Below are 17,830 nucleotides of genomic sequence, written 5' to 3' on the forward strand. Positions count from 1 at the left end.
GCCGTCGCGATCCGCCCGCCGTCGACCTATTCGCTGTCGAGGAAGACGCCGACGCGCTCGCCGTCGAACACGAACTGCAGGGCCCGTCCGCCGGGGAAGCGCTCGCTCAGCTCCTTCGGGACGTCGCTGTCGATCGGGACCTCGACGGTCGCGGGGAAGACGCCGACGCCGCAGGCCGCGTAGACGGGTCCGTTGGAACTCCACCCCGAAGACGAGTCGTACTCGCCCTTGTCCGGCACCTGGTCGGCGCGGACGACGGTGAGACAGTCGGTTCCGGTGGAGCCGTTGATGTACCCGCCGGCCGTCTGCACGAGGGCCAGCCCGAAGAAGTCGAAGACCGCCGAGCTCGGGCCTGCCCCCATCCACCCGCTCGGGATCTCCAGGGTCGAGGACGCCTCCAGCGTGTCGATCTGCGGAGCACCGGAGGAGGCCGGCACGGGCGAGATCGCCACCAGCGCGTACGTGACCGCCGAGGCCGCGGCGGCAGCCGCCACGATCGCGGCCACCCACAGGATCCTGCCCATCCGCGCGGACGTCCGGGACGACGACGCTCGTGTCGCGGGTTCTCCCTCCGATGAGGTCTGCTCCGGCATCGGCAGATCGAGCGCGGCGAACGGGTGCTCCCGCGCGTCGGAGTCGGCGCCGGGGGCGGGCGCACCGGGGTCCGGCTGCGCCGCCTCGTGCATCACAGGTGCGGCCGTCGCGTCCGGCAGCGGTGCGTCGACATCAGACGGCCGCCCCTGACGCTGCTCCTCCAGGTGCCGGAGACGCTCGAGCGCCGCCGGATCGCTCTCGATGTCCGCCTTCGGTCCATACGCGCGAGCCCGCAGCGCGCGGAGTTCCTCGTCGGCAGCAGTACTCATCCCCGGCATCGTCTCACGAGCCGGACGGTCAGCCGCAGAACGCCGAGACCGAGTCCTTGAGCTGGTCGATCGCCTCGATGGTCTCCGGAGCCTGCAGGTCGGTCATCCCGCCGATCTTCTCTGCACCGGAACGGATGAGGTCGCCGAGCTGTCCGTCGACGTTCGTCGCGAGCCCGTCGAGAGAGGCGACGAGGTCGTCGCGCGCCGCATCCGCCTGCTCGGCCGACACCTGCCCCTGGTCGAGCAGGGACTGATACTGCGTGTAGGCGTCGTCGATCGTCGAGCAGGTCGCCTGCACGTCGACGCCGAGCGCGTCACCGGCCATCTGCGTCACCTGCGAGCATCCCGCGAGCAGACCGATGGCGAGGACGACGGGCAGGACGACGATTCGACGCATGCCCCGAGGGTAGCCGCTCGGCCTGAGGGCATCATGCACCTCAGCCCTGATCCCCGGTCACCGACCCGGCTGACAGGGCCTGCACGGGCGCGGCCGTCTATCATCGCAAGCGCGCGGATGCCGGGGAGGTGGGCGCCTGATGAAGGTCATGCTCGTGGATGACGATGCGGACATCTGTCTCGGTTTCACGACCGCGCTGCGGCGTCGCGGCCACGCGGTGGAGACGGCGGAGGACGTCGCCTCCGCCCGTCTGCTCGCCGAACGGTCGACGCCCGACGTCGCCATCATCGACGTCATGCTCCCCGACGGGGACGGGTTCGCGCTGTGCCGCGAGATCCGTGCCCGGTGGGGGTTCCCGACCGTCATGCTCACCGCCCGGGACGAGGACGCGGACATCGTGGTCGGACTGGATGCCGGCGCCGACGACTACATCTCCAAGCCGGTCAGCGTCGCGGTGCTGGAAGCCCGGCTGCGCAGCGTGCTCCGCCGCAGCGCCCGCCCGGCCGACGAGGCCCTGCGCGTCGGCGAGCTCGAGCTCCTCGAGGCCTCGGTCGAGGCGAAGGCCGCGGGCCGGGTGCTGCCGCTCAGCGCCACGGAGTTCCGCCTGCTGCACGAGCTCGCCCTCAACGACGGGCACGCCCTGAGCCGTTCGCGACTCATCGACGCGGTGTGGGCGCAGTCGCCGCCGGACACCCCGCGGGTCGTCGACACCGCCGTCCAGCGACTGCGCGCGAAGCTGACGGCGGCGAAGATCTCCTCGCCGCAGCTGGAGACGGTCCGCGGGATCGGGTACCGGCTTCGATGACCGCCCGTCACCGCCTCACCCGTCGCCGCCTCACCCTCCGTGCGGCGATCGCCCTCGCCCTCGTCGGCAGCACGATCGCGGTGTCCGTCATCGTCACCGGGGTGGTCGTGTTCACGGCCAGCAGGATCGTGTTCGAGTCACGCCAGCAGGGGCTCCTCGACGAGTTCTCCACGACCGCGGATGCGCTGTTCACCTCCATCTCCACCGCGTCCCCCGAGGAGACGTGGAAGTACTACGCGGAGATCCTTCCCGGCGAGACGGTCATCATCGATCTCGACAGCGGCCGCAGCGCCGGCGAGCTCCGCCCCGATCAGGTCCCCGACGACCTCGACCTCGACGGCTCTCGATCCCCCGGAGAGCTGACCTCGCTGCGCACCACGCTCGACGGACGTGAGGTGTTCTTCGTCTCCGTCGTGCGAGACGATCTCGCGCAGGATCCGGGCGCCCGGCTCGCCGTCGTCACCGCCTACTCGATGGAGCCGCAGCAGATCCAGGTGCGCGAGCTCGTCGTCTCCGGCATCCTCCTCAGCGCCGGTGTCGTCGTCGTGGTGGTCCTGCTGGAGCGTCTGCTCGGCGGTGCCCTCACGCGTCCGCTCCGCCGACTCGTCGACACCGCGCACGCGGTCGGCTCCGGCGAGGGCCCACCCGCGTGGACGCCGTCCTTCGACGATGTTGACCGCGTGGCCGAGGCGCTGCATCTCTCCTCGGACCGACTCAACGCGACCATCGCGCAGCTCCAGCGTCGCGAGGCGGAGTCGCGGCAGCTCGTCAGCGACGTCGCGCACGAGCTGCGCACACCCCTCACCTCGATGCTGGCGGTCGACGAGCTCCTCGATGAGGACGAGCAGACGACTCCGGAGGAGCGGGCGGTCGCCGCGGCCGTCGTGCGCACCGGGACCCGCCGCCTGCACACCCTGACCGAGCACCTGCTCGAACTCTCCCGGCTGGACGCGGGGGTCGCGCGCGTGAACCGCACGACCGTCGTGCTCGCGGAGCTGCTGACCGACGTCGTGGATGCGACCGGCGTCGACGTGGCCGAGCGGGAAGTCGCACCCCGGCTGCGGATCCGCACCGATCCGAGCCGGCTGCACACCGTGGTCGCGAACCTCCTGACGAACGCCGCCAGGCACGGCAGCCCGCCGGTGACCCTCCGCGTGCACGAGGAGGGCGAGGCCGTGCACATCGACGTCTCCGACAGCGGCGGCGGCGTCGCGGCGGCCGACGCCGAGCGGGTGTTCGACCGCTTCGTCACCTCGGACCGCTCCCGCTCCGACGGCGTCAGCACCGGTCTCGGACTCGCGATCGCCCGCGACAACGCCCGACTGCTCGGCGGTGATCTGGTGCTGCTGCCCGGCACGTCCGGAGCGACGTTCCGGGTGACGCTCCCCCGCGTGTGACACTCGTGTGACATTCCTCGCCGACACTGGCTGCTCGCCGATGTCGAGAGGTCCTCCCATGAGCCTGCCCCCACCCGCTCCCTCGTCCCGTCGGCGACGTCGGCGTCGCCTGCGGAGGTTCCTCACGCTGACCGTCATCGGGATCCTGGTCATCGCCGGCGGCACGGTCGCGATCGCGGCGATCCGGCTCTCCCAGAACGTGACCACGGTCGAGCTGCAGCCGGTACGCGACAGCGAGGAGCCTCCCGCCGTGGCCGACTTCGACGGGGAGTTCGACGTGCTGCTCGTCGGATCGGACGGCCGCGCCGGGCAGGGCGTCCAGTACGGGGAGGGCGGCGACGTCGAAGGCAGCCGGAACGACGTCACCCTCCTGCTGCACGTGAACGAGGCGCACGACGCCGCCACCGTCATCTCCTTCCCGCGCGATCTGCTCGTCGACATCCCCGCGTGCACCGACCCCGAGACGGGGAGCACCTGGAACGCCGGCTGGCGGGTGCAGTTCAACGAATCGCTCGCCCGCGGCGGACTCGGATGCGTCGCCTCCACCGTCACCGCGCTGACCGGCATCGACCTCGCCTATGCAGCGGAGATCAGCTTCACCGGCGTCATCGAAGCCTCGAACGCCGTCGGCGGCGTCCCCATCTGCTTCGCCGGCCCCATCCACGATCGGCACTCCGGGCTGGAGATCCCTGCCGCGGGGACGTACGACCTGAGCGGCGAGCAGGCCCTGGCGCTCCTGCGCTCCCGCTACGGCGTCGGCGACGGCAGCGACCTCGCCCGCATCTCCACCCAGCAGGTGTTCCTGTCCTCGCTCGTGCGCACGCTGCGCGACCAGTCGACCCTGACCGATCCGGCGAAGCTCTACGGCATCGCCGATGCGGCGACGCGGAACATGACCCTGTCGACGCAGCTGGCCGACCTGGGCACGCTGACGTCGATGGCGAAGGTGTTCAGCGACCTCCCCCTCGAGAACATCGCCTTCGTGTCGTACCCGCACCTGCCCGCGGGCGACCGCGTGGTCCCCGACGAGGCCGCCGCGGCCGCGCTGCTGGAGCGGGTGCGCGCCGGTGACACCGTGTCGATCAGTGCCGACCGCACCGGCCGCGGCAGCGAGCTGTCCGAAGACGCCGAGCCGCCGACCTCGGAGCCCGACGACGGTGCGACCGAGGAGGGACCGCCGGCCGACGCCGACCCGCTCCCCGAGAACCTCGACGGCCAGAGCGCGGCGCAGGACACCTGCGTGCGCCCCTACGGCGGCTAGCGGTCAGCGGGCGCGGGGTGGCGCGCCGAGCGGCACCCGCGCGTTGAGCACGACCAGCGCGATGGCTCCCACGGCAGCGATCGCGGCGGGGATCCAGAAGAGCAGAGGCAGTCCCAGCCACGCCGACCCGACGCTGCCGAGGAAACCTCCGACGGCGGCGTTGATCGCGTAGGCGCTGAGGAACACGCTGGTCGCCATCCCCACCCGCGTCGGGACCAGTCGCTGCGCCACGGTGATCCCGAGCACGCCGAACGAGGCGATCACGCCCGCCATGAGCAGCTGCCCCACGACGAGCATGACGAGGTGCGGCTCCACCCAGTCCGCCGAGGCGTAGGACACATGGGCGGCGACGGCCATCAGGGCGCCGACGAAGAGCACGCGCATCACCCCGAACCGGCTCGCCAGCCGCGCCGCGAACGGCATGAGGAGGAGCTCGATGAGCGGCTGCAACCCGATGATCGCGCCGCGGACGCCGGCGTCGACGCGGAGCTCGCCGTCCATGTACAGCGGCAGGTAGGCGAGCTTGACCGTCTCGCCGCACATGATCAGCACGTAGATGCCGGTGAAGACGAGGAGCGGCAGCATCGACGCGTCGCGCCTGACGGCCGGCTGCGTGGGGGCGACGCCGGGTTCGCCCGCCGCCGTCGCGTCGTCCGGATGCCGGAGGCGCGTCACGGCCGCACTGCGCTCCGCGAGGGACGGCGCCTTCGCCCCGATCAGAGGCAGGATCGAGATCAGCACGGAGATCCCGGTCACGAGCAGGAGCGGACGAAGGCCCAGCACGGCGCCGAGCACCGCGCCGATGACCGGGCCGACGATCCATCCGAACGCCATGGCCATCCGCATCACCGCGACCACCTCGTTGTCGGCGGGAGTGGGCGTCCGGTTCAGCTCATCGCGCACCGCGGCCTGCAGCTGGGCGGCACCCGCGCCGGCCATGCTGAGGAGCAGCATGTTGATCGCGAACGGCATCCAGGGCTGCATCGCGAACGCCATCAGCACCCAGCCGAGGAAGCCGGCGAGAGCGCACAGCCGGAACACGAGCAGCCGCGACCCTGCACGATCGGACAGGGAACCGACGACGTAGCCGGCGATGGGCGCGGTCAGGTTCGTGAGGAAGTACAGCCCCGCCTGCGCGACGGAGAGGTGCAGCTCGTCGACGAGGAACAGCGTGATCTGCGGAACCGTGATCGAGATCCCGATCCCCGAGATGACCAGGCTGAGGAACGCCCCACGGAGCAGCCGCGAACGGAGGATGTACCGCGATGCGGATTCCGGTCGGCCCGCAGCATCGGCGGTTCCTGACTGCTGAGCCGCCACGCGGAACCGTCCTTGCTTGCCGGGGAGAGAGGGGGGAACTCCCAATGTATCAAGGTGGCCCGGCAGTGGACTCGCCTGGTCGGGTCTCAGCCGGTGGCGGGACGGGCGAGACGCCCGAGCGCGAGCCCCCTCCGCGCCGTCGCTCCACCCTCTACGACCGGCCCTCGCGACGTCCTTGATACGTTCGAGGCATGAACGTGTTCGGTGTGCTCCTGTCCGTAGCCGGCTCGATCCTCTTCCTGACCGCCCTGGCGATGACGCTGCGTGCGAATGCGACGAGCACGGTGCCGTTCTGGCGCAACCCGGTCGTGACCCCCGTCGGCTCCGTCGCGATGCGTTCGATCGGCGCGGGTTTCCTGGTCTTCGGAGCCGTGATGCTCACCGCTGAGGGCTGGTGGTGGCCGGTGCTGATCGTGCTCGCCGTTCCGGGGATCGCGTTCGTGGCGCTCGCCCTGCACAACCGGCGAGTCGCACTCCGGGACCGCAGCGCCTGACAGCCCGACGGTCGCGGCCTCCGCCGGAGAGCGGGAGACTCAGGAGCTGCCGACCGTGGACTCCAGCTTCGCCATGACCTGGTTGATCGTGAACGACGCCGACTTCTGCCGCGCCGGGAACTCCGCCAGCGTGCCGAGCATCCTTCCGACGTAGGCCTGCGCGGGCACGAACAGGAAGACGTGGTCGAGCACCCAGTCCCAATAGGTGTTCGACGTGATGTCGGCCCTCTCGAACGGATCCGTGCGCAGGTTGAAGAGCTTCGGGAACCGCAGCTCGATGTAGGGCTCCTGCCAGACCTGCAGGGTTCCGGCCGCACGCTGCTCCAGGAACACGAGCTTCCAGTTGTCGAAGCGCAGGGCCGTGAGGTCGCCGTCGTCCGAGACGTAGAAGAAGTGCCGACGCGGACTCTGCTCGACGGCACCCGTGATGTAGTCGAGCTGGTCGTGTCCGTCGAGATGCACTTTGTACTCGGTGCCGTGCAGCTCGGCACCGGAGGCCAGACGCTCGGCGATGTCGTCGTCGCCCACCGCGGCCAGCAGCGTGACGAACCAATCGTTGTGACTCACGATCCCGTTGAGCGTGGTCCCCGCCGGGATGCGCCCGGGCCAGCGGACCATCGCGGGCACTCGGTACGCGCCCTCCCAATTGGAGTTCTTCTCATTTCGGAACGGGGTCATGCCGGCATCCGGCCAGCTGTTCATGTGCGGCCCGTTGTCGGTGGAGTACATGACGATGGTGTTCTCGGCCAGTCCGAGCTCGTCGAGCAGATCGAGCAGACTCCCGACGACGTCGTCGTGGTCGAGCATCGTGTCGTGGTACTCCGACTGCCAGCGCCCGGCCCGCCCCTTGCTCTCCTCTTTCGAGTGGGTGCGGAAGTGCATGTGCGTCGAGTTGAACCAGACGAAGAAGGGGGTGTCGTCGGCCGCCTGCGTACGGATGAAGTCCGCCGCCGCATCGCGGAACTCCTCGTCGACGGTCTCCATCCGCTTCTTGGTCAGAGCACCGGTGTCCTCGATCCGCTGCGTGCCGTCGTCGTTCGCCCAGGAGTGGATGACGCCGCGGGGACGGAACTTCTCGCTGAACCCGGGGAACTCCTCATCGGTGGGGTAGTCCGGGTGCTCGGGTTCCTCCTCCGCGTTGAGGTGGTACAGGTTCCCGAAGAACTCGTCGAAGCCGTGGGCGGTCGGCAGATGCTCGTCGCGGTCGCCGAGGTGGTTCTTGCCGAACTGCCCGGTCGCGTAGCCGTGGTGCTTGAGCGCATCGGCGATCGTGGGGTCCTCGGGCTGGAGCCCCAGCTTCGCGCCGGGCATGCCCACCTTGGTGAGCCCCGTCCGGTACGGGTTCTGGCCGGTGATGAAGGCCGCGCGCCCCGCGGTGCAGCTCTGCTCGCCGTAATAGTCGGTGAACTTCACGCCCTCGTCGGCGATCCGGTCGATGTTCGGCGTCCGATAGCCCATGAGGCCGTCGGAGTACGTGCTGAGGTTCGCGATGCCGATGTCGTCGCCCCAGATGATGAGGATGTTGGGCTTCTCGGACATACCGACTCCTTGCTTCGACGCGTGAGACGGGGGCGATCGCCCTCGGTCGAAGCCAAGCACTCCCTCACGGGTGCGCCCAGGGGCACCTCACTCGGAACGGGTGAGGCGGAATCCGATGTGCGACATGCCCGTATCCTCGGCCTGCGGCGAGCGCGCGGCCGGTCGGAAGCGCAGGCAGTAGTCCGGCGAGCACAGGTGCGAGCCGCCCTTGAGAACGCGACGCGGGATGTCCGGGAACCCCTCCTGGGCGCTGGCGGCGGCGAGGAGGTTCGTCCGCTTGCCCGCGTCGACCGGGGTGTCCGAGAGACGGATGTGCCGCGGCGTGTAGAAGTCGGTCGTCCACTCCCACACGTTCGCGATCATGTCGTACAGGCCGTAGCCGTTGGGCGGGTAGGAGCCGACGGGAGCCGTGCCGCCCAGGCCCTGGTTGTCGTAGGGGAAGCGCCCCAGCCAGGAGTTCGCCTGGGCGACGCCGTCCGGGTAGGGCTCGTCGCCCCACGCGAACGGTGCGCCCTCCATTCCCCCGCGCGCGGCGTACTCGTGCTCGGCTTCGGTGGGCAGCCGCATCCCTACCCAGTCCGCGTAGGCGACGGCGTCTTCGAAGGCGATATGCACGACCGGATGCCGCAGCCGATCGTCGATCGTCGAGTCGGGTCCGAACGGACGACGCCAGTACGCTCCGGGCTGCCATCGCCACCAGTTGCGCCAGTCGCCCAGGTCGGTGGGGCCGGCGGTGGGGGTGAACACCATCGCTCCCGGAACGAGGTCGGCAGGATCGGCGCCGGGGAAGGCCGCGGGGTCGAGCTGACGCTCGGCGACCGTCACATACCCGGTCGCGTCGACGAACTCGGCGTACTGCTCGTTCGTCACCTCGTAGCGGTCGATGAAGAAGGAGGCGACCTCCCGCTCGTGCACGGGCCGCTCATCGGGGTAGAAGTCGTCCGACCCCATCAGGAACCTTCCCCCGGGGATGAGGACCATGTCGCGAGAGTTCGTCACGGGACTCAGCGTAGTGTCGGGGTTTCCCGCCGGGTGGGCTGATCTGAGAAGATCATCCGCATGATCACCGTTCACCTGCGCTACGAGATCGACCCCGACAAGCTCGACGAGTTCACCGAGTACGGACGGACCTGGATCCGGCTGGTGGAGAAGCTGGGCGGCGACCACCACGGCTACTTCATGCCGAGCGAGGGCGACAGCGACGAGGCGTTCGCCCTGTTCACGTTCCCCTCCCTGGCCGAATACGAGGCCTACCGGACGACGTCGCGCACCGACCCCGAATGCATCGCCGCGTTCGAGTTCGCGCGCACGACGAAGTGCATCCGTCGCTACGAGCGCCGCTTCCTCACCCCGGTCTTCGAGTAGCGGGAGCCCGGCGTCGGTCGGCCGGTGCGTCGCTCGCACGGGCCGACCGCGCGGTCTCCGCCTATGCGGTCTGCACCCAGATCGTCTTCTCGCGGCTCCACTGGGCGAACGCCTGCAGCGACTTCTCCACCCCGCCGAAGCCCGATTGACGCCATCCGCCGAATGGCACCGTCATGTCGCCCTCGCTGTAGGCGCCGACCGAGACGAGACCCGCACGGATGCCGCTGGCGAGTGCGAGCGCGTCCTCCAGGTCCCTGGTCCACACCGAGGCGGCCAGCCCGTAGTCGACGGCGTTGGCGAGGGCGATGGCCTCGTCCCGCGCGGCGAAGCGCTGCACCGTGACCACCGGCCCGAAGATCTCCGTCCGCAGGATCGCGGCGTCATCCGGAAGGTCTGTCAGCACGGTCGGGGCGATGTACCGTCCACCCGACCCCACGGCGACCTCGACGCCCCCGGTCGCGAGGCGGGCACCCGCGGCGACCGCCTCGTCGATCGCGCGCAGGATGCGGGTCGCCGCGACGTCGTCGATCACCGGGCCGATCTGCGTGGCCTCGTCGGCCGGTGACCCGATCCGCAATGCCGAGGCGGCGGCGCTCAGCCGCTCGACGACGTCGTCATGGATCGACTCGTGCACGAGGATCCGCGAACCCGCCGTGCAGTTCTGCCCCGCCGTGAGGAACGCCGCCTCCACGAGCCCCTCGATCAGCCGGTCGCCGAAGGAGAGCGCATCGGCCATCAGCACCTGCGGGCTCTTCCCGCCCAGCTCGAGGCTGACCCGCTTGAGGTTCGTGGCCGCGGACGCGGCGAGGATCTTCCGTCCGGTCGCCGTCGATCCGGTGAACGAGATCGCCTCCACGATCGGATCCGCGGCGAGCGCCGCCCCGGTCTCCGCCCCGGTACCGGGAAGCACACGCAGCACGCCGCGGGGGAGGCCGGCCTCCTCGGCGAGCCCGGCGAGATGAAGCGTCGAGCGGGGCGTCGCGTCGGCCGGTTTCAGGATCAGCGCGTTCCCGGCGGCGAGCGCCGGACCGATCTTCCAGCACGCCATCGCGAGGGGATAGTTCCACGGCAGGATCGCCGCCACCACGCCGTACGGCTCGCGCTCGGTGAAGGCCAGGACGTCGGCGGCGGTCGTCGAGACCCGGCCGTACTGCTTGTCGAGCGCCTCCGCGAACCAGCGGATGGACTCGATCGCGCCGGGCACGTCGTTGTCGCGGCACTCCGTGATCGGCTTGCCCGCATCCTCGCTGTCGAGACGGGCCAGCGTCTCGGCGTCGCGCTGCATCAGCTCGGCCAGGCGCAGCAGCGCGGCGGCGCGCTCCCGCGGCGACGCACCCGACCAGACGCCGGAGCGATGCACCTCGAGCGCATCCGCGGTGTGGCGGGCGACCTCGGCGGCCGTGGTCACCGGCATCCGGGCGATCTCGGTGCCGTCGCCGGGGTTGCGGATGATCACGGTGTCGGTGTTCGTCACGGGGTCTCCACCAGTTCGGGCACGCCGTCGCGGCGCACGATGTGTCCTGCATCCTCCAGCTGACGCAGGTAGGTCGCCAGGCCCCGCTCGCCGCGTCGACGGAACAGCGCCATCAGCCGGGGCAGGGCGTTGGGGAACAGCATCGCGACGCGCAGCAGCACGGATTCGCCGCGGCGCGGGTAGACCTCCAGCCGCGGGCGATCCAGCAGGGAGACCAGGGCGCGGGCCACCGCGTCCGGCGGCTGCGGAGGATCCTGGAACTGCAGGGAGTTGCCGCCGTCGATGGCCTCCTGCCGCAGCATCCGGGTATCCGTCGCCGACGGCATCACCGACCCCGCGATGATGCCGCGGGCACGCAGGTCGAGGCCGATCGACAGCATCGCGCCGCGGAGTCCGAACTTGCTCGCGGTGTAGATCGGCGTCTCCCCCAGCGGGAAGATCCCGCCCAGCGACACGGTGGTCGCCACCCGGGGGTCGTCGGACCGATGCAGCAGCGGCACCGCCAGGCGGGTGAGCACGAGGGGCGAGACCATGTTCACCTCGATCTCCTGCCGGATGCTGTCGACGCTGCGCTGATCGAACCGCTCCGAGTTCGTCATGCCGATGTTGTTGACCAGCACGTCGATGCGACCGTGGACGCGTCCGATGTCGTCGACCAGGGCGCGCACCGCGCTCTCGTCGGTCAGGTCGCAGAGGTGCGTGCTGTGTCCAGCCCCCGGCAGCAGGTCGACCGCCGCCTGCAGGGCACCCTCGCGCCGGTCCACGAGCGCGAGCACGGCCCCGGCCGCGGCCGCCCGCGCACTGAACGCGCGGGCGATGTCACCGGCCCCGCCCGTGACGACGATCACCGTGCCGCGGAAGTCGAAGCTCATGCGCGCACCGCCGTGCGATCGCCGACCGGGGTTCCGGAGAACGGCGGTGACTGCAGCGGCCATCCCAGCTCGCGCGACAGTGTGCGCAGGTACTTCGCATAGGCGTCGGAGTCCACGTAGCCGCGGTGCCGGGGTGAGGAGTCGAAGCGCAGACCGTTCGACATGTCGGGGTGATCCGCGCGGATCCGCTCCTGGAACCGACGGGCCGCCCCGCTGCCGGTCGCACTGTCCGCCAGGAACGCCGCGATCAGGTGCGCCTGCTGGTCGAACAGCTGATAGGCGCCGCTGTTGGTCTCGATGAAGCCCACTCCGAAGAGTCCCGCATGCTCCCGCGAGGCGAAGTTCAGGTACAGATCGGGGTGCTGTTCGTCGCCGAAGTACTCCTGCGCGACGGGGACGCGGTGCCGGTAGCCGGTCGCGAGGAGGATGAGGTCGAACTCGTCGGACGTGCCGTCGGTGAAGGTGACCGTGCGGCCGGCGGTGTCGCGGATGCCGGGTCGGGCGGTGATGTCGCCGTGCTGCAGGTAGTGCATGAGCTGGGAGTTGAGCACCGGGTGCGTCTCGAACAGCTTGTGGTCGGGCTTCTGCAGGCCGAGGCGTGTCGGGTCGCCCACGAGCAGACGCAGCAGCGGCTGCAGCACGGCCCGCTCGAGGCGCTTGGGCAGGAACGAGCCCTTCCCGCCCACGATGTCGCTCGGAACCCCGAACACGTGCTTCGGGATGAACCAGTAGCCGCGCCGCATGCTGATGCTCGCGGACTCCGCGGTGCGCGCGGCGTCGCAGGCGATGTCGCACGCGGAGTTGCCCCCGCCGACGATCAGCACGCGCTTGCCCGCGAACTCGGATGCCGACCGGAAGCTCTGGCTGTGTCGGACCTCGCCGTCGAAGGTGCCCGGCACCTCGGGGATGTTCGGATGCCACTGCGCGCCGGTGCAGACGATCACGCTCTGATGCAGGGACTCCTCCCCCGCCGCCGTGGTGACGCGCCAGAGCGCTCCGTCCCGGGCGATGTCGGTCACCTCGCTGTCGAAGCGGATGCGTGCCGTGAGCCCGTAGGCGTCGGCGAAGGCCCGCAGGTAGTGCAGGATCTGGGCGTGGCCGGGATAGTCGGGATAGTCGTCGGGCATCGGGTACCCGCTGAATCCCGAGACGGTCCGGCTGGAGATGAAGTGCGCCGAGTCGTACATCGGCCCGCCCGGGTTGTCGATGTCCCACGCTCCGCCGGCGCCGCTGTGTCGTTCGAGATGCACGTAGTCGAGACCGCGCTCGGTGAGGGCACGGGCGACGGCGAGACCGGCGGGGCCGGCGCCGATGATGCAGATGGGCGAGGACATCGCAGACTCCTTCGTAGGCGGGCGATCCGTCGGATGGTGCGGCGGATTCCGTGAGCCTACGATTCGGGTGCGGTGCGGCACGGGCCCGGAGAGCCAGCTCACCGGACCCCAGCGGCCATCGTCAATGGCCGCTCTGGAGCCTTTCGCGCATCGCGGCGGGCGAGCATCCGAACCAGCGGCGCGCGGCGCGTCGCAGCGAGCGGTCGTCGCCGTATCCGGCCGCGGCCGCCACGTCGCTGATCGGCAGAGCGCCCTGCGCGAGCATCCGGGTCACCGCCCGTCGGCGGACGTCGTCCACCAGAGCGGAGTACGTGGCCTGCACATCCGCGAGCCGGCGACGCAGGGTGCGCTCGCTCAGCGCCAGTGCCCTCGCATGGCGGCCCAGCGGGGCGATCTCGGGCAGATCGGCATCGATACGCGCGGCGAGGACCGCCACCAGCTCCTGGCGGTCGACCACGCCCGCCGACTCCTCCTCCAGCAGGGCGAGCGCGGCACGCAGCGTCCACTCGTCGGCGAACGGGCTCGGCAGACGCCACTGATCCTCCGACAGCGTCCAGGCGTTGCGGTGCGCCCCGAACTCGACCGGACATCCGAACCAGCGGCCGTGGCGTGCGGCGTCCGCGGGGGCCGGCCGGGCGAGTTCGACACGGACGGGGTGGAACCGCTTCCCGGTCACGTCGCGCGCCATCCGCGTGATGTTCGCGAATCCCTCGTCGATGAGGAAGGCGCCGACGCGATCGTCCCCCTCGGCCACCTCGGCGACGACCGACAGCTGGTCGCCGCGCGCGGCCGTCGACCACCGCACCATGGAGCCCGCCAGGTTCTGGAACCGCAGGCCGAGGTGGATGGCGTCCACGACGCGCGGGCTGCTCATCATCCCCAGCCCCAGCACCCCCGATGCGGTGATGGGCTGCGCACCGCCGACGGCGAGCCCCGCGGCGGGATCGTCGAACAGCCGGAGGGCCGCGTCGATCACGGCGCTGCCCTGCCGGAACGACACGCGCAGCGACGGCGCATCCAGCACCTCCGGTGTCAGCCCCGCCTCGCGCAGCGGCCGCTCCAGGGAGATGCCGCGACGCTCCGCCTCCTGCACGAGATACCGGATGACGTGCGGGCTGATCGTCGCCGAGGGCGCCGGCGGGCTCGGCAGGGTGGGCATCTGGACAGTCTGGCTGTCCGATGATGTCCGGTCAACGGACGCCCCGCGTCCGGGTCCCCCCGAGGGGCAGCCCTATCCTGGCGGTTCCCCTCCTCGACGACGAAAGGGCGGCCATGGCGGAGACGCTCACGGCGCAGCAGCGCATCATCCGGCTCGTGATCAAGACGCTCGGCGCCCTGCCCGAACCCGCGCAGCGCCTGATCGCCGGCAAGCCCGTGCAGATCGACGGGCAGTCGCTGCTCACCGAGGTGCAGATGGCACTGCGCCTGCTCAACGCTCTGCCCGGATCGAGCTTCGAGGAGCTGCCGCTGGCGGATGCGCGGGCGCAGGTCGACGCCGAAGCACTGATCTTCGGAGACCGGGAGCACGTCGACATCGTCGAGGAGCTGCGGATCCCCACGCGCGCGGGGTCGGTCGGCGCCCGTCGCTACCAGCACGCCGCCGGGACGCGGCCCTGGGGTGCCGTCACCTACTTCCACGGCGGGGGCTGGGTCGTCGGCGGGCTGACCTCGACCGATGCGGTCTGCCGGTTCCTGGCCGCGCGCACGGGGCTGGAGATCTACTCGGTCGACTATCGCCTGGCGCCGGAGCACCCCTTCCCCGCAGCGGTGCACGACGCGGTCGACGCGTTCCGCTGGGTCCGCACGCGGACCGCCCCCGAGCTCCCGGTGGCCGTCGCCGGCGACAGCGCGGGTGGCAACCTGAGTGCCGTGGTGTGCGCCGAGACCATCGCGGACGAGTCAGGGCGCCCCGACTTCCAGCTCCTTTTCTTCCCCGTCGCCGATGCCTCCCGCCGCACCCGCTCCTACGAGCTCTTCGCCGACGGCTACTTCCTCACCGCCGCTCAGATGGACTGGTACATCGACCACTACCTGCCGAACCCGGAGGACCGGACCGACCCTCGCGCGTCTCCCCTGTTCGCCGACCTGAACGGGCATCCGCCGGCCCATGTCGCCCTCTCCGGATTCGACGTGCTGCGCGATGAAGGACTGGCCTACGCGGAGGCGCTGCGGGGCGCCGGGGTGCCGACGACGACGCAGCTGGTCGAGGGGCACATCCACGCGTTCGTCAACGCGACCGGCGTGGGGCGGCACAGCTCCCGCGCCCTCGCCGAATCCGCGCAGGCGCTCGTGCGGGGAATGGGCGGTCCGGCTCAGACGTCGGCATCGAGTCCGAGGTGACTCCGCAGGGCCGCGGTGATGTCATCGACCTGAGCGAGCTGCTCGGCGGAGAGTGCGTCGACGAACAGGGCGCGGATGGCGCGGAGGTGCGGCACGTTCGCGGCACGGAAGGCCTCGGCTCCGGCGTCGGTGAGGAGCACGTCGACCCCGTGCACCCCGTCCGCGCACGGAACACGTCGAACCAGACCGCGCTTCTCCATCCGCCCCAGGTGGTGCGACAGGCGACTGCGCTCCCAGTCGATGAGGGCCGCCAGCGCGGATGACCGGGCCGTGTGCCCCTCGGCCTCGCTCAGGGCGAGGAGCACCTGGTAGTCACCGGACGACAGGGACGACTCGGCCTGCAGCTGTGCGGCGAGGCGCGCCCGCAGCGTCTCCGACGTCTCGATGAAGCTCCGCCAGACCCGCAGCTGATCGGGCGTCGGCGTGCTGCGGCGGTGCTCTGCGGTCATCTCGCCCTCCCGGGAATTGATATGTCAATTGTACGGTTGCATCGAGGTGATACGTCAATCCGGAGACACCGGGGCGTGCAGAAGGGTCGTGGTGGAGATGACAGAAGTCGAGTTCGGGCTGAACTCCTTCGGCGAGCTGGCGACGGACGGCGACCGCGTGATGTCGGACGGCGAGACGCTGCGGCTGCTCGTCGAGGAGGCGCAGCTGGCCGAGTCGGTCGGGCTCGACGTGTTCAGCATCGGCGAGCACTATCGCGAGGGTCACATGGACTCCGCGACGCCGGTCGTGCTGGCGGCCGCGGCACAGGCCACCTCGACGATCGGACTGGGGTCCTCTGTGACCGTGCTGTCGACACAGGATCCGGTGCGGCTCTACCAGGAGTTCGCGACGGTCGACGGACTCTCCGACGGACGCGCGCAGCTCATCCTCGGCCGGGCGTCGGCGATCGAGTCCTTCCCGCTGTTCGGGTACGACATCGCCGAGTACGAGCAGATCTTCGAGGAGAAGCTCGACCTGTTCCTGCGTCTCATGCGGGAGGAGCGCGTCACCTGGAGCGGCTCCTACCGCAGCCCCCTCGAGAACGTGCGACTGCAGCCGCGGATGCCGGAGGGCGGCATCCCGGCCTGGATCGGCATCGGCGGCAGCCCCGACTCGGTCATCCGCGCCGCCGAGCACGGACTGCCTCTGATGATGGCGATCATCGGCGGGCGCCCCGAGCGCTTCGCCGGTCACGCCCGCCTGTACCTGCGTGCCCTGGAGCAGTTCGGGCGTCCGGAGCTCCCGATCGGGCAGCACTCCCTCGGCCTGATCGCCGACACCGATGACGAGGCGAAGAACGTGCACTGGAAGCACTGGGAACCGGTCGTGACACAGATGAGCAAGGAGCGCGGCTTCTACCCGCCCACACTCGAGCGCTACGAGGAGGAGGTCGACACGGGAGCCCTCTACGTCGGCGCTCCCGAGACGGTCGCGCGGAAGCTCGCCGCAGCCGTGCGCTTCAACCACCTGTCCCGGTTCGATCTGAAGTACGACCTCCTGCACCTGCCGAAGGACGTGCGCGAACGCAGCATCCGCCTCTTCGGAGAGAAGGTCGCCCCGCGCGTGCGCGAGCTCCTCGCCGAGGAACCGGGTGAAGGCGCGTTCGGCGACCCCGGCCTCGCGCGGATCACGAAGGACGGCAAGGCCGTCCACGCCTGAGGAGGGCACGCATGAACGACACCATCGAGACCATCGAGACCATCGAGACCATCGGCATCCTCGGCGCAGGGAAGGTCGGCACCACCATCGCCCGCCTCGCCCTCGCCGCGGGATACCGGGTGCTCATCGCCGGCTCGGGGGCACCGGAGCGCATCGCGCTCACGATCGACGTCTTCGCGCCGGGAGCCACCGCGGTGCGCGCCGAGGAGGCCGCCGCCGGGGCGGATGCCGTGATCCTCGCGCTCCCGCTCGGCAAGTACCGCACGCTTCCGGTCGAGCAGCTGCGCGGAATACTGGTGCTCGACGCCATGAACTACTGGTGGGAGACCGACGGCATCCGCGACGACCTGAGCGATCCGCGCACCTCGACCAGCGAGCTGGTGCAGGAGTTCCTGCCGGAGTCGCGCGTCGTGAAGGCCCTGAACCACATGGGCTATCACGACCTGGAAGACGAGTCCCGGCCCGCCGGCGTCGAGGGGCGCAAGGCGATCGCGATCGCGGGAGACCGACCCGCCGACGTCGCGGTGGTCGCGGACGTGATCGATCGGCTCGGCTTCGACGCCCTCCCCCTCGACGCCCTCGCCGCCGGCGCGGTGCTCCAGCCCGGGAACCCCGCGTTCGGCGCCGACGTCACCGCCGCGGAGCTGCGGGGCCTGATCGGCATCGCGTCGCCCGCGACGGAGGGAGATCCGCTTCCCCTCAGCTAACTTGCACGTTGGTGT

General features: G+C 70.6%; 18 protein-coding genes. 8 read left to right on the top strand and 10 right to left on the bottom strand.

All coding sequences use genetic code 11. The features are described from left to right. Positions 1-26: 26 nt before the first annotated feature. Positions 27-863, bottom strand: a complete 837-nt coding sequence (locus tag MME74_RS15125; protein ID WP_267415883.1) for a hypothetical protein — start codon at positions 861-863, stop codon at positions 27-29. 28 nt (positions 864-891) lie between these two features. Further along, on the bottom strand, positions 892-1,260 hold the full coding sequence (locus tag MME74_RS15130; protein ID WP_267415884.1) for a hypothetical protein: 369 nt from the start codon (positions 1,258-1,260) through the stop codon (positions 892-894). A gap of 139 nt (positions 1,261-1,399) precedes the next feature. On the opposite strand from MME74_RS15130, the gene MME74_RS15135 reads away from it, so the two are divergent. The 3 genes from MME74_RS15135 to MME74_RS15145 are packed head-to-tail and all read left to right on the top strand — an operon-like array spanning position 1,400 to position 4,723. Next, positions 1,400-2,065 carry a response regulator transcription factor gene (locus MME74_RS15135; RefSeq protein ID WP_267415885.1) on the top strand — a complete coding sequence of 222 codons (666 nt, stop codon included), beginning with the start codon at positions 1,400-1,402 and terminating at the stop codon, positions 2,063-2,065. Next, the gene (locus MME74_RS15140; RefSeq protein WP_267415886.1) at positions 2,062-3,462 is read left to right on the top strand and encodes a sensor histidine kinase; all 1,401 of its coding nucleotides are present in this window, start codon (positions 2,062-2,064) and stop codon (positions 3,460-3,462) included. The genes MME74_RS15135 and MME74_RS15140 overlap by 4 nt, the downstream gene beginning before the upstream one ends. A gap of 58 nt (positions 3,463-3,520) precedes the next feature. After that, a complete protein-coding gene (locus MME74_RS15145; protein WP_267415887.1) occupies positions 3,521-4,723 on the top strand; it encodes an LCP family protein in 1,203 nt (400 codons plus the stop codon). A 3-nt stretch (positions 4,724-4,726) separates the two neighbouring features. On the opposite strand, the gene MME74_RS15150 is transcribed toward MME74_RS15145, so the two are convergent. Beyond that, positions 4,727-6,043 (bottom strand): MFS transporter, encoded by a 1,317-nt coding sequence (locus tag MME74_RS15150; RefSeq protein ID WP_267415888.1) that lies wholly within the window; start codon positions 6,041-6,043, stop codon positions 4,727-4,729. A gap of 191 nt (positions 6,044-6,234) precedes the next feature. On the opposite strand from MME74_RS15150, the gene MME74_RS15155 reads away from it, so the two are divergent. Next, positions 6,235-6,537: a hypothetical protein gene (locus MME74_RS15155; protein ID WP_267415889.1), complete on the top strand. Its 303-nt coding sequence runs from the start codon at positions 6,235-6,237 to the stop codon at positions 6,535-6,537. Positions 6,538-6,576: 39 nt separating this feature from the next. Here MME74_RS15155 and MME74_RS15160 read toward each other — a convergent pair whose 3' ends face one another. Together MME74_RS15160 and MME74_RS15165 are read right to left on the bottom strand one after the other, a co-directional pair. Further along, positions 6,577-8,076, bottom strand: coding sequence for an arylsulfatase (locus MME74_RS15160; RefSeq protein WP_267415890.1), 1,500 nt, complete (start codon positions 8,074-8,076; stop codon positions 6,577-6,579). Between the two features lie 87 nt (positions 8,077-8,163). Beyond that, a complete protein-coding gene (locus tag MME74_RS15165; protein WP_267418593.1) occupies positions 8,164-9,057 on the bottom strand; it encodes a formylglycine-generating enzyme family protein in 894 nt (297 codons plus the stop codon). 78 nt (positions 9,058-9,135) lie between these two features. On the opposite strand from MME74_RS15165, the gene MME74_RS15170 reads away from it, so the two are divergent. Next, the gene (locus tag MME74_RS15170; RefSeq protein WP_267415891.1) at positions 9,136-9,441 is read left to right on the top strand and encodes an NIPSNAP family protein; all 306 of its coding nucleotides are present in this window, start codon (positions 9,136-9,138) and stop codon (positions 9,439-9,441) included. A gap of 61 nt (positions 9,442-9,502) precedes the next feature. Here the strand turns inward: MME74_RS15170 and MME74_RS15175 are convergent, their stop codons facing one another. From MME74_RS15175 to MME74_RS15190, 4 genes are all read right to left on the bottom strand, one after another. Next, positions 9,503-10,915, bottom strand: a complete 1,413-nt coding sequence (locus MME74_RS15175; RefSeq protein WP_267415892.1) for an aldehyde dehydrogenase family protein — start codon at positions 10,913-10,915, stop codon at positions 9,503-9,505. Beyond that, positions 10,912-11,787, bottom strand: coding sequence for an SDR family NAD(P)-dependent oxidoreductase (locus tag MME74_RS15180; RefSeq protein WP_267415893.1), 876 nt, complete (start codon positions 11,785-11,787; stop codon positions 10,912-10,914). Before MME74_RS15180 ends, MME74_RS15175 begins: the two co-directional genes overlap by 4 nt. Continuing rightward, a complete protein-coding gene (locus tag MME74_RS15185; RefSeq protein ID WP_267415894.1) occupies positions 11,784-13,121 on the bottom strand; it encodes a flavin-containing monooxygenase in 1,338 nt (445 codons plus the stop codon). The genes MME74_RS15180 and MME74_RS15185 overlap by 4 nt, the downstream gene beginning before the upstream one ends. 121 nt (positions 13,122-13,242) lie before the next feature. Continuing rightward, the gene (locus tag MME74_RS15190) at positions 13,243-14,280 is read right to left on the bottom strand and encodes an AraC family transcriptional regulator (protein ID WP_267415896.1); all 1,038 of its coding nucleotides are present in this window, start codon (positions 14,278-14,280) and stop codon (positions 13,243-13,245) included. Positions 14,281-14,393: 113 nt separating this feature from the next. Between MME74_RS15190 and MME74_RS15195 the strand changes: the two genes are divergently transcribed. Continuing rightward, complete coding sequence (locus MME74_RS15195; protein ID WP_267415898.1) at positions 14,394-15,461, top strand: alpha/beta hydrolase; 1,068 nt, start codon at positions 14,394-14,396, stop codon at positions 15,459-15,461. Here MME74_RS15195 and MME74_RS15200 read toward each other — a convergent pair. Continuing rightward, positions 15,434-15,910, bottom strand: coding sequence for a MarR family winged helix-turn-helix transcriptional regulator (locus tag MME74_RS15200; protein WP_267415899.1), 477 nt, complete (start codon positions 15,908-15,910; stop codon positions 15,434-15,436). The genes MME74_RS15195 and MME74_RS15200 overlap by 28 nt on opposite strands. A 97-nt stretch (positions 15,911-16,007) precedes the next feature. On the opposite strand from MME74_RS15200, the gene MME74_RS15205 reads away from it, so the two are divergent. Beyond that, on the top strand, positions 16,008-17,108 hold the full coding sequence (locus MME74_RS15205) for an LLM class flavin-dependent oxidoreductase (protein WP_267415900.1): 1,101 nt from the start codon (positions 16,008-16,010) through the stop codon (positions 17,106-17,108). An 11-nt stretch (positions 17,109-17,119) separates the two neighbouring features. Continuing rightward, positions 17,120-17,815 (top strand): NADPH-dependent F420 reductase, encoded by a 696-nt coding sequence (locus tag MME74_RS15210; RefSeq protein ID WP_267415901.1) that lies wholly within the window; start codon positions 17,120-17,122, stop codon positions 17,813-17,815. Positions 17,816-17,830 lie beyond the last annotated feature (15 nt).

Source organism: Microbacterium oxydans, from assembly GCF_026559675.1.
GTDB classification, from domain to species: domain Bacteria; phylum Actinomycetota; class Actinomycetes; order Actinomycetales; family Microbacteriaceae; genus Microbacterium; species Microbacterium oxydans_D.

Excerpts from the sequence above, each read along its gene's own strand:
- MME74_RS15195 (WP_267415898.1), top strand. The coding sequence starts at position 14,394 with ATGGCGGAGACGCTCACGGCGCAGCAGCGCATCATCCGGCTCGTGATC.
- MME74_RS15210 (WP_267415901.1), top strand. The coding sequence starts at position 17,120 with ATGAACGACACCATCGAGACCATCGAGACCATCGAGACCATCGGCATC.
- MME74_RS15145 (WP_267415887.1), top strand. The coding sequence starts at position 3,521 with ATGAGCCTGCCCCCACCCGCTCCCTCGTCCCGTCGGCGACGTCGGCGT.
- MME74_RS15125 (WP_267415883.1), bottom strand. The coding sequence starts at position 863 with ATGAGTACTGCTGCCGACGAGGAACTCCGCGCGCTGCGGGCTCGCGCG.
- MME74_RS15165 (WP_267418593.1), bottom strand. The coding sequence starts at position 9,057 with ATGGTCCTCATCCCCGGGGGAAGGTTCCTGATGGGGTCGGACGACTTC.
- MME74_RS15135 (WP_267415885.1), top strand. The coding sequence starts at position 1,400 with ATGAAGGTCATGCTCGTGGATGACGATGCGGACATCTGTCTCGGTTTC.
- MME74_RS15140 (WP_267415886.1), top strand. The coding sequence starts at position 2,062 with ATGACCGCCCGTCACCGCCTCACCCGTCGCCGCCTCACCCTCCGTGCG.
- MME74_RS15130 (WP_267415884.1), bottom strand. The coding sequence starts at position 1,260 with ATGCGTCGAATCGTCGTCCTGCCCGTCGTCCTCGCCATCGGTCTGCTC.
- MME74_RS15170 (WP_267415891.1), top strand. The coding sequence starts at position 9,136 with ATGATCACCGTTCACCTGCGCTACGAGATCGACCCCGACAAGCTCGAC.
- MME74_RS15185 (WP_267415894.1), bottom strand. The coding sequence starts at position 13,121 with ATGTCCTCGCCCATCTGCATCATCGGCGCCGGCCCCGCCGGTCTCGCC.
- MME74_RS15160 (WP_267415890.1), bottom strand. The coding sequence starts at position 8,076 with ATGTCCGAGAAGCCCAACATCCTCATCATCTGGGGCGACGACATCGGC.
- MME74_RS15205 (WP_267415900.1), top strand. The coding sequence starts at position 16,008 with ATGACAGAAGTCGAGTTCGGGCTGAACTCCTTCGGCGAGCTGGCGACG.
- MME74_RS15200 (WP_267415899.1), bottom strand. The coding sequence starts at position 15,910 with ATGACCGCAGAGCACCGCCGCAGCACGCCGACGCCCGATCAGCTGCGG.
- MME74_RS15190 (WP_267415896.1), bottom strand. The coding sequence starts at position 14,280 with ATGCCCACCCTGCCGAGCCCGCCGGCGCCCTCGGCGACGATCAGCCCG.
- MME74_RS15155 (WP_267415889.1), top strand. The coding sequence starts at position 6,235 with ATGAACGTGTTCGGTGTGCTCCTGTCCGTAGCCGGCTCGATCCTCTTC.
- MME74_RS15180 (WP_267415893.1), bottom strand. The coding sequence starts at position 11,787 with ATGAGCTTCGACTTCCGCGGCACGGTGATCGTCGTCACGGGCGGGGCC.